General features: G+C 48.7%; 12 protein-coding genes and 2 tRNA genes. 8 read left to right on the forward strand and 6 right to left on the reverse strand.

All coding sequences use genetic code 11. From position 1 onward, the window contains the following. Positions 1-6 precede the first annotated feature (6 nt). Entirely contained in the window at positions 7-1,998 is a 1,992-nt protein-coding gene (locus ACKU4E_RS03625; RefSeq protein ID WP_320169728.1) for a GNAT family N-acetyltransferase, read from the reverse strand. A 281-nt stretch (positions 1,999-2,279) separates the two neighbouring features. Here ACKU4E_RS03625 and ACKU4E_RS03630 point away from each other — a divergent pair, with 281 nt between their 5' ends. The 7 genes from ACKU4E_RS03630 (at position 2,280) to ACKU4E_RS03660 (ending at position 8,724) form a co-directional block, all read left to right on the forward strand. After that, positions 2,280-4,349: a GAF domain-containing sensor histidine kinase gene (locus ACKU4E_RS03630; protein ID WP_320169729.1), complete on the forward strand. Its 2,070-nt coding sequence runs from the start codon at positions 2,280-2,282 to the stop codon at positions 4,347-4,349. Further along, entirely contained in the window at positions 4,346-4,996 is a 651-nt protein-coding gene (locus tag ACKU4E_RS03635) for a response regulator transcription factor (RefSeq protein ID WP_320169730.1), read from the forward strand. The genes ACKU4E_RS03630 and ACKU4E_RS03635 overlap by 4 nt, the downstream gene beginning before the upstream one ends. Before the next feature lie 332 nt (positions 4,997-5,328). Then, on the forward strand, positions 5,329-5,688 hold the full coding sequence (locus tag ACKU4E_RS03640) for a putative quinol monooxygenase (protein ID WP_320169731.1): 360 nt from the start codon (positions 5,329-5,331) through the stop codon (positions 5,686-5,688). Positions 5,689-5,712: 24 nt separating this feature from the next. Next, positions 5,713-6,285 (forward strand): flavin reductase family protein, encoded by a 573-nt coding sequence (locus tag ACKU4E_RS03645; RefSeq protein WP_320169732.1) that lies wholly within the window; start codon positions 5,713-5,715, stop codon positions 6,283-6,285. 80 nt (positions 6,286-6,365) lie between these two features. Then, a complete protein-coding gene (locus ACKU4E_RS03650; protein WP_320169733.1) occupies positions 6,366-7,193 on the forward strand; it encodes a nitroreductase family protein in 828 nt (275 codons plus the stop codon). A gap of 191 nt (positions 7,194-7,384) precedes the next feature. Further along, a complete protein-coding gene (locus tag ACKU4E_RS03655) occupies positions 7,385-7,792 on the forward strand; it encodes a DUF5675 family protein (protein ID WP_320169734.1) in 408 nt (135 codons plus the stop codon). Positions 7,793-7,944: 152 nt separating this feature from the next. Continuing rightward, entirely contained in the window at positions 7,945-8,724 is a 780-nt protein-coding gene (locus ACKU4E_RS03660; protein WP_320169735.1) for a transporter substrate-binding domain-containing protein, read from the forward strand. A gap of 9 nt (positions 8,725-8,733) precedes the next feature. On the opposite strand, the gene ACKU4E_RS03665 is transcribed toward ACKU4E_RS03660, so the two are convergent. The 5 genes from ACKU4E_RS03665 to ACKU4E_RS03685 all read right to left on the reverse strand — a co-directional run bounded on the left by ACKU4E_RS03665 (position 8,734) and on the right by ACKU4E_RS03685 (position 12,877). Beyond that, positions 8,734-9,156, reverse strand: coding sequence for a hypothetical protein (locus tag ACKU4E_RS03665; RefSeq protein WP_320169736.1), 423 nt, complete (start codon positions 9,154-9,156; stop codon positions 8,734-8,736). 5 nt (positions 9,157-9,161) lie between these two features. Beyond that, positions 9,162-11,453, reverse strand: coding sequence for an ABC transporter substrate-binding protein (locus ACKU4E_RS03670; RefSeq protein WP_320169737.1), 2,292 nt, complete (start codon positions 11,451-11,453; stop codon positions 9,162-9,164). Between the two features lie 196 nt (positions 11,454-11,649). After that, a tRNA-Met gene (locus ACKU4E_RS03675) sits at positions 11,650-11,726 on the reverse strand. Between the two features lie 143 nt (positions 11,727-11,869). Continuing rightward, positions 11,870-11,946: transfer RNA gene (locus ACKU4E_RS03680), tRNA-Met, on the reverse strand. Positions 11,947-12,082: 136 nt separating this feature from the next. Continuing rightward, on the reverse strand, positions 12,083-12,877 hold the full coding sequence (locus ACKU4E_RS03685; protein WP_320169738.1) for an undecaprenyl-diphosphate phosphatase: 795 nt from the start codon (positions 12,875-12,877) through the stop codon (positions 12,083-12,085). Positions 12,878-13,171: 294 nt separating this feature from the next. Between ACKU4E_RS03685 and ACKU4E_RS03690 the strand changes: the two genes are divergently transcribed. Beyond that, positions 13,172-13,369, forward strand: coding sequence for a hypothetical protein (locus tag ACKU4E_RS03690; protein ID WP_320169739.1), 198 nt, complete (start codon positions 13,172-13,174; stop codon positions 13,367-13,369). Positions 13,370-13,460 lie beyond the last annotated feature (91 nt).

Raw genomic sequence — 13,460 nt, forward strand, 5'->3', positions numbered from 1 at the left:
GGAATGTCAGAAAAGGTATCTTGTCTGAAAGCGTTCGGACTCGATTCTGTTGTGGATTGAGCCTATTATCCTGTTATACAGATCGTCACCGAGCAGAGTGTCTTCCACCCCGGCATCGACATTGGGGTTGTCGTTCACTTCTATCACGTAGACCTTGCCGTTAATCTCTTTAAGGTCCACCCCGTAAAAGCCGTTGCCGATGAGCGACGCAGCCTTAACCGCCGCCTGTACAACCTGAGCCGGAACCTCGCTTATTGCAACGGTCTCGGAGTTGCCGCTGAACTGGGTCTGTTCCTTACTCAACCAGTTGTATATCTGCCAGTGGCCGTCAGCCATGTAATATTTGCAGGCGAAGAGGGCCTGGTTGTCCAGTACGCCGATTCTCCAGTCGTATTCCGAAACAAGATATTCCTGGGCTATGACCAGTGCGTTGCCCGAAAACATGACGCTTAGTTTTTCCTTCAACTCCGCGTAGCTTTTTACCTTGAAGACTCCTTGTGAGAATGAGCTTTCAGGCAGTTTGAGCACCAGCGGAAGGGGCAGGGAGGACAGAAATGCCGGAGTGCTGTTTTTTCTGGTCAACAGCCAGCCCTGCGGCTGCCGGATGCATGCGTTGGCAAGCCGCTCCTGAAGGTAAACCTTGTTCGAGCAGAGCAGGATGGACCAAGGGTCGTCTATGACTACCAGTCCTTCCGTATAGGCATGTCGGGACATGGCGTAGGTATGGCTTTCGATGGCCGTTGTTTCGCGTATGAACAGGGCATCGAATTCACATATTCTCCTGCGGTCAGCTTTGGTGATGAATTCCACGAAGAATCCCTGATTTTCAGCTGCCTTTCGGAATTTTTCAAGCGCAACAGGACATGACGGTGGAGTCTTTTCATCCGGATTTACAAGTATGGCCAGATCATAAGTGTAATTTTTCAGCCGGGTTCTGGAGTAACGTTTCCTGTTGTAGTATTCGGTCATGGCCTGTGCCAGAATTTCCGGATATCCGGCCTGCACATGCTTGAGGCTCATGATGTGCAGTTTTTTGAGCTGCCATCCGTTTCTTTTTTTGAAACAGACCTGGAAAAATGGAATTTCGAAGATGGAAAACAGTTTTTTGCCAAGTTCTTCCAATTTCTTTGTTGAGGCCTTGCCCATGATGACGGTCAGTTCAAAAGATTCATCGGTTATGTGTTTTGCTTTTTCTTCGATGAAATCCTTGATTTCATCCAGCAGACTCTGGGCGATGTATATATTGGAGGCGTCTTTTACCGTCATTACGGATGGGGTGATGCGCTGGTTGCGGGCCGAAGCAAGCAGTGAAACGTAATACCCCATTGAATGGGTCCTGTATGATGAACACAGGTTGACCACGTGAAATCTGTTTGAATTCGAGTAATGGGTTTCCGAAAGGTATTCGGATGCCGTACATATGTTCAGCCCGGGAATGTCGAGTTTGTTTCTGTAATTGTCATCCACGACAATGATTATCCGGTCCGGTGTATTACGGCCGTTGGCTGGTTTGCGGACCATTTTGCACGCGGCTTCGCCTTCCCGGTAATAATCAGTCAGGCAGTGCGTTATCTCAAAGCTTTTTTTGCGGTACCAGTTGATCAGTCTCTGGTTGTCCGAATCTGCTTCAAGAGAAATTTTCTGGAATCCACGTTTATCCGCGTAGGCTATGAGGTAATCCATCAGTGTTTCTCCAAGCAGCAGCATCCTGCATTCCGGCAGGATGGCTATTGAATAGATGCGCATGGAGAATTTATGAAGAAAACAGATTGAAGCTCCGGCAGGAATTTTGTTTTTTTTATCAATTGCCGCTTCAATTATGTGAACAACCTGGTTCGGGCTTGTTATGCTGTGCCGCAGGCATCTGCGTGAACTGCATCTATGGGCAGGGAAACATGCCTTTTCAAGCTTTACCAGAAAATCGATGTCATCAATGGTTGCTTCCCGGATGGCGATTTTTTTTCCGGGAATGTTTTTTCGCTCATTTTCTTCATTCATGGATGAATGGGGCTCCTTACATTTTTTTCCTCCTATGCGCTCAAAACATTGTTCTGTCCACAACAAAACGTTCGACATATAAAAATATTTTTTAGTCCATAACATATTGTAAATACAGTATTTAATTTTTAAAAATGTTGGCTGCTTTTCTGCGTCAGGGTATGACTTGCTTTTTCATCCATAAGTATGAACACTTCGCTGTTTCTTTTGTGTTAAAGTGAAACGGAATAATTGAATTTTGATGTCAAACCGGTTCCGGGTCCGGGCCGGACGGAATAAATATGAAGAATGAAAAGTTGAAAATCGTCGGTGAATATCTGCTGGATAAACTGGACGTTGTTTCCGTTTATTTTGCCGGGCAGCTCAGGAAATATCAGCCGCGCTGGTATGGATCAGTTGATCCCGAAGAACTGGCGCTCGGAGTTGCCGATGGCGTGAAAATGACCATGGAATGTTTCATTCGCGGAGATCTGGATGTTCTGGAAGAACATATGAAAGGGTGCGCGGGTGTAAAACTTGATCGGGGTGTGGGCATTCGTGATGTGGTTGAGGCAACCCTGCTGGGCAAGAGGGGAGTAAGGGAGTACGGGCGCGAATTCTTTACCAACCGCGAAGACTATATTGAATTTCTGGAAGAGCTTGATGATTTTTATTTTGAGGTTCTGATCATAACCACGGATCGTTATTCGGCCATGCTTCTTTCCCGGCTGGATACCGAGCATGTGCGCAACAGGCTGCTGCTTGAAGCCTCACGCACCGTGACCAGCGCCCTTGATCCGGACGAGGTGCTGGAAAGGCTGGCCGAGGTTCTTGCAGGAACCGTGGATGACGGCTGCTGTACTATTTTTCTCGTGCATCCTGAGACCGGTGTGCTCGTACCAAGCGCCGGTTCAGGCTATGCCAGCGATGAATGCCAGAGTGCTCTGCGGGGGTTGAGACTTTGCCCTTCCGGCAACGCCATCAGCGGTGTTGACGGTAAGAGTTACGGGTTCTGTTCCGTCAACAAGGCCGGTTCCTCCTTTGCGGATATTCTGCCGGAAGCCGTACGTTCCGGCAGCGTTTCCCTGTTTCCTATCAATAACGGAACCAGAATGGTCGGTGTCGCGCTGGTTTCTTCACTCCGGGTAGGGTTTTCCTTTGACGAGGCAACGCGGGAACTCGTTGAAGGCATTCTCAATACGGTTGCTGTTGCCATTGAAAGTGCTGCGGCAGCCAGGCAGACCCGTAGACAGTTGGAGGAAAGCGAAAGCCTGCGCAGAGTGGCGAACATTCTTCTCCAACGTCCCGACGGCAGGAACGGAGAAGTGCTGTCGCTTATTGCCGAAGAAGCAAGGTTGATTGTCAACGGAGTCGGCAGTGCCATTATGGTCAATGAGGGCAGCAGGCTGCATTATGTTTACGGTGCAGGAAGTCCGCAGCCTACTTCCGAATACTATGACGTGGAGTCTTCTTTTTATGGAAAAGTTCTGCGTTTCGGTGTCACTGTCATTGTTCGTGATGCTCAGGCCGAGATTCCTCCGGGGCAGTGCCACCCGGAAATAAAGACGCTGATCATTGTTCCTTTGCAGGAAGGTGAGCGCAAACTAGGGCTCCTGCTCGTTTCAGATAAACCCGGCGGCTTTGACAAAACCGACAGGAGAATCATGGAGATGTTTGCGGCGCAGGCTGTTCTGGCCATGCGCAACAGCCGCATGTTCGAACAGAGTGAAAAACTGGTCGTTCAGGATGAACGTCAGCGTCTGGCCCGTGAACTTCATGACTCCGTAACCCAGGCACTGTACGCCATAACGTTCTGTTCCGATGCGGCTGCGCGTTCCCTTGAATCCGGCCGTGAGACAGCAGCGGTGGAGCAGTTGAAGGCCCTGCAGGGCATGGCGCAGCAGGCCATGCGCGATATGCGATCGCTGATCTTCGACCTGCATCCGCCGGAACTGGAAAGCGAAGGGCTTGTAGGAGCATTGCAGGCACGACTCAATTCCGTTGAAGTGCGTTCCGGGCTAAGCGCGGAACTGCTGGTCGGCGGGGAGGAGAAACGTCTTCCCCTGCGGGTGGAAGAGGAAGTCTTCCGTATTGCCATTGAAGCACTGAATAACTCCACCAAGCATTCCAAAGCCGAATCGGTGACCGTCTCAGTAGATTTCTGGGATGGACACACTTCCCTGCAGGTTGTCGACAACGGCAGGGGATTCGATTTCACGACACTGCCTTCCGGAGGCATGGGACTCCGGGGAATCCGCGAACGGGCGGAACGCATTAACGCGAAACTCAGCATGAACAGTTCCCCCGGTGAGGGAACTTCCGTCAGAATAGATTTATACGATAAAACAGCCGTACAGGAGGAAGAACAGTGAGCAGTGTGATCAGGGTCCTGCTTGTGGATGATCATGACATCGTGCGTATAGGAGTGCGCAGTTTTCTCGGCGGCTTTGACGATATCGAAGTTGTGGGAGAAGCGGCGGACGGTCGTGAGGCCGTTGACCTTACGGCAGAGCTTGCCCCGGATATCATCCTCATGGACATGCTTATGCCGGTGATGGACGGAATTGAGGCCATCCGGGAAATACGCGACCGCAAGCTGGGCGGGCGGATAATAGCCCTGACCAGTTTCGCCACCGATGACAAGCTTTTTCCGGCCATAAAGGCCGGGGCCATGGGCTACCTGCTCAAGGATTCCACTCCGGACGAGTTGCTGGAGGCCATACGCAGGGTCTACAGAGGGGAACCGTCCCTTGCTCCGGACATAGCCCGCAAGGTGCTTTCCGAGCTGTCCAATTCCGATGGAGAGTCAAAACCCACGCCGGAACCTTTGACCCCACGGGAGCTGGATACCCTGAAGCTGGTGGCAAAGGGCAAAAGCAACAAGCTCATTGCAGAGGAATTGTTTGTCAGCGAGGCAACAGTTCGCACCCATATGACCAGCATCCTTTCGAAACTGCATCTGGCAAACCGGGTTGAAGCGACCCTATATGCCCTGCGGGAAGGAATAGCTTCGCTTTAAAGAAGCACTGAGTAATTTCTCATTTGATGCGCTTCGCGCTTTTGATAATTTGATTTTGCCGCTGGCGGCCAAAGGGGATAATCCCCTTTGGAATCCCTAATGGGTTAATTGGTTTAAATTGAAGCAGTCTCTTTAATCAAATGTTTTGTGGAGCTAGCTAATAACTTTAAAGAAAAATTTCAGCCTGCGACAATTGTATTATGACGGTCATATTAAATATCGACACGAGTACAGAAATTTTCAGCCTTCTATCCGATGTCGTCCGGTTCGGTCCCGCATATTATCAGGTCAAACAGGCAAGAAAGATAGAATAGATAAAGTTGGGGGCTGATTTGTATTGCGGAAACCCATTTATTCGCACTGTCCGGCTTAAGGCCGCGGAAGGCTGTATGGAACGGTTGCGGACCATCCTGCGAAATGCTGTTGAATCCTGTGCAGGACAGGAAGGAATTCTTGTTTATTTTCTGCATCAGGAGAGGAACAACCCTGATACGTTCATGCTTTACGAACAGTTTTCGTCCGATGCTTCATTCAGAATGTATCTGGACAGCGCCGCATTGCGCAAGACCATGGATGAGGCATCCGGCATGCTGGCCGGGGACCCGCAGGTGGAAATCTGGGGTCTTTTGGAAAAGAAACAGGGCAAGTATAAGTCCAGCTGCATTTTCACTAAGTGCAGATCGGACAAATGATAAATATCATACAGGAGTTTGCATATGATGAAGAGTCTTGAGCCGGCAACCATTGCGTTTCCGACACCCATCTGGTGCGTAGGCAGTTACGATTCTGAAGAAAAACCCAATGTCATGACTATTGCCTGGGGCGGTATATGCTGTTCCGTTCCTCCCTGCCTCACGGTTTCCCTGCGTAAAGCGACCTACACTTACGGCTGCATAATGGAACATAAAGCCTACACCGTATCCATTCCCTCGGTGAAGTATCTTGCTGAAGCGGATTATTTCGGCATGGCCAGCGGTAAGAATGTGGACAAATTTGCGGCCACAGGTCTTACACCTGTCAGATCCGAGCTTGTTGACGCTCCTTATGTGGGCGAATTTCCGGTCGTTTTCGAGTGCAGGCTTATTCATACTCTGGAAATAGGTCTGCATACCCAGTTTGTGGGCGAGATAGTCGGAATCAAGGCCGATGAGAACGTAATGGGTGAAAACGGACTTCCCGACATGAACAAGGTAGAGACCTTCACTTATGATTCTACGAGCAAGAATTATCTTGCTATCGGCTCGCCTGTCGAAAAAGGGTTTAATCCCGGTAAACGTTTTATGAAGTAGTGGTTTCGGGCAGAGTTTCCGGATTTTCCGGAAGCCCTGTTCGGACCTGAGGTTTAACCCAAATAAAGTGGAGAATCCCAATGTCCGGTTTTGCGGTGGATGAAGAGCTTTGCATACAGTGCGGGCTTTGTACACAGGATTGTGTTTTCGGGCTTATTGAAATGAACGGCTTTCCTGCGATTGCCGATGAAAGCCGCTGTATCGGCTGCCAGCATTGTCTTGCTGTCTGTCCCACAGGGGCGATTTCCATTATGGGTAAATCAGCTGAGGATTGTGACTCCCTGAAGGGAACCCTGCCGGATGAGGATCAGATGTCTCTGCTTATCAGAGGCCGTCGTTCGGTCCGTATGTACAGGCCGGAACCGATTGCTCCGGAGCGGATTGGAAAGCTGGTGGAAACCGCGTGGAATGCGCCTACGGGAGTAAACTCCCAGAGTGTGCTTGTTACGCTGATGGATGATCCCGCTCAGGTCCGGGCCTTCAGTGACCATGTATATGGTCTGCTTGATGTAGCCATCAGGAACGGGACAATGCCTGATATTTCCGTTTCCAGTTATCTGGAATGGGCTCTGAAAGCCAAAGAGAACGGAGTGGATGTCATTTTCCGTGAGGCTCCGCATCTGATAATTGCTTCCGCACCAAAAGACGCCCCGACACCGACTGCCGACACCATCATTTTCCTCTCGTATTTTGAACTTATGGCTAATTCCATGAAGATCGGAACTCTGTGGAACGGATTTTTACACAGCATACTCCGGCTTATTTTTCCGGAACTCAAAACAAAACTGGGAATTCCAGAAGATCATGAGATCGGTTATGCCATGATTTTCGGAAAACCGGCCTTAAAATATGCCCGTACTGTAGACCGTGGTCCGGCCAGAATAAACAGAGTGGAGTGGGCCGGTTGACAGTCTTAATATACGTGTGACGCTATAATCGTTTCTCTGTAAAGCGGGTCTCTGAGATATATTTCAGAGACCCGCTTTTTTGATTCTTTCAAAACGGACCCTGTCAAACTGTTGCGGGTCCGTTTTTTGGGTAAATGTCTCCTGCATGGCAGGCATGAATGCGTGCTGTAAGTAAATAAAAGGAGACAGATATGAAGATTGTAGAATTGAAGCGGGTTGAAAGTTCGGATGAAGCAACTCTTGGGGTACTGCTTGTTGACGGAAGGGCCGTGTGCTGGACTCTGGAAGAACCGTGGCGGGACAATTTGCCTGACATTTCCTGTATTCCGGCCGGGAATTACCCGCTTATGCTCGAATTTTCTCCGTCCCGAAAGCGCCGGTTGTGGACTGTGAAGGATGTGCCCGGACGCAGCTATGTCCGTATCCACACCGGCAATACTGTGCTCGATACCGAAGGCTGCCTGCTTACCGGAACCCGTCCGGGCCGGTTGAACGGAGCAAGAGCCGTTCTCGGCAGTCATGATGCTTTCGGAGCGTTTGTGGAGGCTATGGGAGGCGGTGACAGAGCCGCAATAACTGTTACTGATGTCATGCAGTAGACAGGAGAACTGCCCGGCCCAATGATGACCGGGCAGATTAAAGTGTGTTAGTTATTATAATAACACGCTCTTAAGGTAATTTAATATCAGACTCCACTGTAAATCTGTCAGAATTGGTGCTACACTGTTCTATCCGAAGCAAGGAGGAGAAGATGTTCAGGTGCGTGGCGGTCTTGATCTTTTTGATGTGTTTTCTGCCCTGTCCGGCAATGGCGGAAGGACTGCTGTTCGTTACTCTGGATAATGCTCCTCAGGCCTACATAGAGGACGGGAAACCGGTTGGCTTTTTGACCGAGATCGTTGTCGAGGCGGCGCGAAGGGCCGGTTATGAGGCCAAGGTAAGGATTGTCCCCTGGAGAAGGGCTTTGGCCATGGCTGAAAAAGGCACGGCTGACGCAGTGTTCAATGCCGGTTTTAATCAGCGTAGAAATGAATACCTGCGGTTTCCCGAGACTATTCTGATAACCGAAAAAATTGTCGCTATCCGTAAAGCCGGTTCCAAAGCATATCTTGGTTATGACTTCTCAGGTGCCGCTGATCTGGTGGTCGGTGTCGGGAGAGGATTTTTTTATGGCTCGCGTATACAGCAGGCTATTGCGGAAGGGCTGTTCAAAAGGATCGAAGAGGTTCCGAACATTGACCAGAACATCCAAAAACTGTTGCTGGGGCGGATAGATATCCTTTTTGCCGACTATTACCCGGTGATGAAGTCGCTGAGCGATAGCAATATGCTGGACAAAGTGGAGATAATTTCAAATCCGGAAACAGGCACTCCTTTGATCTATTCCAAATCGGATACCTTCCTTGCTTTTTCCAGAAAGAAAAATCCGCTGGCATTCAATCTGGTTAATGCCGGGATTGTGGGAATGAAGAAGGACGGCAGTTACAAAGCGATAATCAAAAAATATATCGATCTGCATGAAGGATTGTGAACAGCACAGCTACCTCCAGCCGATAGGATCATATCCTTTTTCGCGCAGGCAGCGCTCAACAAAATTTCTGTAAACAGCGTCTTCTGTGTCTCCGACGGCTCCACCCGCAGCTCCGCCTGCCGCGCCGCCGACTGCTCCGGCCAGAGCCGATGATCCCGGGCTGCCGGTCACCAACCCGATTCCCAATCCTATAGCTCCGCCGATCAGTCCGCCCTGTGCTCCTGCCTTGGCGGCTGTTTTCCCTCTGGATTTCTTGCCCACGCTTTGTTCAGCCAGGTCAAGGCAGTATTGAATGTCTTCCGACGCCTTGGTCTGCCCGACTTCCTTGTAATGGGCGTTGGGGTAGAGGGCCGGTTTCTTGCTGCATGCGGGAATAACAACAAGTACGGCAAGAATTATCAACAATGTTTTCAGCGATAAAGATGTATTCATTTTATTCAGTTTGTAGGTAATTTGAATATGAATTTTGTACCCATACCCACATCGGATTCAACTTCGAATATTCCGTTGTGGTTTCTGGTGATTATGAAGAACGAAACTGACAGGCCGAGTCCTGTCCCGAATCCGGGAGACTTGGTGGTAAAAAACGGTTCGAAGATTCGCCTTTTCACCTCGCCGTTTATTCCCGGACCGTTGTCTTCAACTTCCACAGTAGTATAGTCCGGATCCTGCCAGGTTCGCAAGGTCAGGCATGGAGGACGGGATTCCGATGTCTCATACATGGCGTATGCCGCATTTTTAATAAGGTTCAGCAGCACCTGTTCTATCTCCACCCGGTAGCACTTAACCGGTGACATTTTTTCCTGAAATTCCTTTATTATTGTGGTATGCCTGAAGTCATATTTTTTGCGAAGGTCGTAATCACATGAAATGATGTCTATTACCCCTTCAATCAGTCTGTTGATGTCGCAAGCGGTACGGCCGGTTTCATTTTTACGAGTGAAATCGAGCATGTTTCTGACTATAGCTGCTGCCCGTTCCCCTGAATCCTGAATTCCGTCCAGAATTTTTATAATTCCGCGTTCATCAAGATATTTGTGGATCTGCACGGAACTGCATCCGAATTTTGTGGCCAGTTCATCGTTCCTTTTAGCTTCAGGAGAAATGCGGCGTTTGATGTTCTGGGTGCCCTGAAGAATTCCGGCAAGAGGGTTGTTTATCTCATGCGCCATTCCCGCAGCAAGGCCGCCTACAGAAAGCATTTTCTCCATCTGAATGAGCAGTTCCTGTGTCTTGATCTTTTCCGTCATGTCAATCAGCGAGGCAATGCGGTCCCGACTTCCTTCAATTATTTCCACAAATACATGGATGTTTCTCGTTTCGCCGTTCTTTCTGATAAATTTGAAGTCGTAGGACGTTGGAGATGAAACGTCTTTCTTTCCTCTGGAAAGCGAGTAGCCGCGCATTCTGGGAATATCTTCCTCAGCAACAAATTCCGTCCATTTCTTCTTGTTTTCAACTTCAGTGCGCTCATAACCGCCCAACTCGACAAAGTTATTGTTGCAGCGCGCGATGGTAAAATCATCTTTCAGGATTACCGTTGCTGTTCCCGTGTTTTCAAAAAGTCCCCGGTAATATTTTTCGCTGTCTCTAAGCTGCTGTTCAAACAGTTTTCTGTTCTGTATTTCGGCTGTGAGCTTGCGGGCGACATATATGGTGAAGAAAAGAATCAGGATAACTATTGAAAACAGTGCCGTGATATAAATAACCGTTTCTTTCCTGACCACAAATCTGTCTGCCGAAGGATCATAGAAAAATTCATCCAGCCCACTGGGTTTAATTTCGGCATCCAGTTTCCGGAAGATATTGCCGATGGTTTCCCATCTGTTCGGATTTGTGTGTCCTATGCGGACAAGTTCCGGCTGAATGAGTTTCTTTATTGCCTCGGCTTCGAATTTCAGGTGCTCGCGCGTCTTGATCGAGCCGAACTTATTCACGATGATTTCTATCAGTTCATCAGTATTGTTCAGGGCGTATTCCCATCCTTTGAGACTTGCTCTTAGGAATTTTCTTACCCGTTCAGGATGATGCGCGACCTGCGATCTTGAAGTGAAAAGAGTGTCTCCATAGAAATCTATGCCGTAGGTTGCAGGAAATATTACTGAATAAGGTATGTCCTTTGAATCAAGATAGTACGGTTCATTGGTTATGTACGCAGCCGCAACATCAATTTCAGAATTGAAATAGTCTTCCGGTGTTGCAAACCGGTCGATGAGATTCAATTTTCCCAGGTCAATCCCTTCCTTGTTTAGCATGGCCAGCAGTTCTATGTCCTGCGAAGCTGTGCTCATGAGTATTTTTCTACCTGCGAAATCCTGGGGTGTGTGAATAAGCGGGCGCGTTTTTGAGATGAACACAAGCGGGGAGTGTTGAAAAACGGATGCCAGGAGGACAACATTGTCTCCTCTCAGATAGTGGAGCAGGATAGCCGAATTGCTGACTCCGAAATCAGCCTTGCCCTCAAGAACCTGATGTACGGGATTGAAGTTGAGGTCCCTTTCAAGGATGGTGACGTCCAGACCTTCGTCTTCGTAAAATCCTTTTTCAAGGGCTGCGTAGTATCCGGCAAATTGAAACTGGTGGAACCATTTGAGCTGCAGTGTGACCGAGTCCAGCTGGGCGGCAATGGAATGGGGAGTAAATGATATGAAATATGCTATCAGAAACAGTACGATACGCGGCCAGAATTTTTTTTCCGGTCTGCGGGGTAGGGGCGGCGGTCCATGCATTAATTATACAACCTTGGGATGCAAAACGTTATAGTTCTAATCAAGTTGTAGCAGAAAGGTAAGCTTTTGAAAATGAGCTTGAGGTATATTATAATGCGCATAGGTGCATAAAAAAGCCCCGGAAAATCAGGTCCGGGGCTTTCGATTTTTGTTGGGATAAAAAAAAAGCCCTGCAGATACAGGGCTTGAATGATCGTGGTAGCGAGGGAGGGAATTGAACCCCCGACACTGCGGATATGAGCCGCATGCTCTAACCAACTGAGCTACCTCGCCGTGATGTGGAACGCGTCCAACGAGGAGTGTTTCTATACATTCCTTTTGGTCTTGGCAAGTAAAAAATGACTTAAATTACAATATAATATTAAAAAATATACTGCATAAAAAAAAGCCCTGCAGATGCAGGGCTTGAATGTTCATGGTAGCGAGGGAGGGAATTGAACCCCCGACACTGCGGATATGAGCCGCATGCTCTAACCAACTGAGCTACCTCGCCATGATGTGGACCGCCGTCCAACGAGGAGTGTTTCTATCTGGAATGGTTGTCCTTTGCAAGTAAAAATTTCATTTTTTGTCAATTTTTATGAAAATAAGTAGCTTGTTCAGGATTTTAATTAATTGATTACGATTTGTTAGCTCCAGAAGAACAGAATCAGCGGAGCAATTATCAGCCGGTAGCATGCGAACGGGCGCAGGGTGAGTTTGCCCAGCAGGTAGATGAAGCCCTTTACCGCCGCCCAGGCCGAGATGAACGATACAATGAATCCAACCGCCAGAAACGGTATGTCCGCAGAACTGAACAACTGGTAGCTTTTCAGCATGTCATACCCAGTAGCGGCAAACATGATGGGAACTGCAGCTATGAATGAATATTCCGCGGCCACTTTGCGTTTTGCTCCAAGCAGCATGCCCCCCATTATGGTGGCGGCGGATCTGGAAAAACCGGGCCAGAGCGCCAGACACTGAAAGCAGCCTATTCCAAGGGCCAGTTTCGGCGTGATCTCATCAATAGTGAAGTAAACCGGTTTACGTTCTTTCTTTTCAACAATCAGGATCATTATGGCCCCTACACCCAGAGCCCAGGCAACGGTGTAAGGGGTAAACAGATACTCTTTTATGTAGTCGTGAGTCAGAAGACCGAGCAGTGACGCCGGCAGACTCGTAAGAAAGAGCATATACAGGCCTCTCACACCGGAAAACCTTTTGCGCTGCTGCGGCATAATAAGCCCGAGGAAGAGCGGCCAGTACAGGACCACAACGGCCAGAATGGCTCCGAGCTGGATGGCAACCTCGAAAGTTGCGGCTTTTTCTCCCGTGAATCCCAGCAGATGTCCGGTGATGATCAGGTGACCGGTGCTGGAAACCGGCAGAAATTCGGTCAAACCTTCTACTATGCCCAGAATGGCGGCGGTAAAAAGAGATGTCATAAAAAATACCTTTACTGTTTGTTGGAAACTTCATAATCGGGGCAGACCGAAAATTGGTATGCCAGCCTGCACAAAGTTGCAAGGTCCGTGAAGCTGGTGTACTGTTAAAAATTAATAACCTGCGTCTTTATTTCGGATTTGAAAAAATAAAATCAGTAGGGCGTTGAAATAGGAAAATGTGCTGAAGTGACATAACATCCGGACATGCAGTTTGCAGCATGTCTGTTTGTTGGTTTTTTTACTGATGACGTAATTTCTATTTTTTGCAACGACCTGTCAAACAAGGAAAAATATATGAGCACCCTGATTCCTCCGTGCGAATTGACCAGGAAGGCCGTAAAGTGGATTTCCGAACAGCGTTCGGAGACAGGACGGTCTCTGGACAGCCTGCTTGAAGAAGCTGCCATGAGGTTCAATCTCTCGCCCAGGGATATGGAGTTCATGGAGCGGTTTTACGCAGAGAATTCCACCGATATTCCCCCTTGTGATTAAGGAACCGTTTTAAACTGTTAGGGATTCCAAAGGGGATTCTCTCCTTTGGCCGCCGGCGGCGAAATCAGACTGTTAAAAGCGCGAAGCGCAT

The organism is Maridesulfovibrio sp., assembly GCF_963677005.1.
Taxonomy (GTDB): Bacteria; Desulfobacterota; Desulfovibrionia; order Desulfovibrionales; family Desulfovibrionaceae; genus Maridesulfovibrio.

Excerpts from the sequence above, each read along its gene's own strand:
- ACKU4E_RS03670 (WP_320169737.1), bottom strand. The coding sequence starts at position 11,453 with ATGCATGGACCGCCGCCCCTACCCCGCAGACCGGAAAAAAAATTCTGG.
- ACKU4E_RS03655 (WP_320169734.1), top strand. The coding sequence starts at position 7,385 with ATGAAGATTGTAGAATTGAAGCGGGTTGAAAGTTCGGATGAAGCAACT.
- ACKU4E_RS03625 (WP_320169728.1), bottom strand. The coding sequence starts at position 1,998 with ATGAATGAAGAAAATGAGCGAAAAAACATTCCCGGAAAAAAAATCGCC.
- ACKU4E_RS03660 (WP_320169735.1), top strand. The coding sequence starts at position 7,945 with ATGTTCAGGTGCGTGGCGGTCTTGATCTTTTTGATGTGTTTTCTGCCC.
- ACKU4E_RS03645 (WP_320169732.1), top strand. The coding sequence starts at position 5,713 with ATGATGAAGAGTCTTGAGCCGGCAACCATTGCGTTTCCGACACCCATC.
- ACKU4E_RS03650 (WP_320169733.1), top strand. The coding sequence starts at position 6,366 with ATGTCCGGTTTTGCGGTGGATGAAGAGCTTTGCATACAGTGCGGGCTT.
- ACKU4E_RS03690 (WP_320169739.1), top strand. The coding sequence starts at position 13,172 with ATGAGCACCCTGATTCCTCCGTGCGAATTGACCAGGAAGGCCGTAAAG.
- ACKU4E_RS03665 (WP_320169736.1), bottom strand. The coding sequence starts at position 9,156 with ATGAATACATCTTTATCGCTGAAAACATTGTTGATAATTCTTGCCGTA.
- ACKU4E_RS03630 (WP_320169729.1), top strand. The coding sequence starts at position 2,280 with ATGAAGAATGAAAAGTTGAAAATCGTCGGTGAATATCTGCTGGATAAA.
- ACKU4E_RS03685 (WP_320169738.1), bottom strand. The coding sequence starts at position 12,877 with ATGACATCTCTTTTTACCGCCGCCATTCTGGGCATAGTAGAAGGTTTG.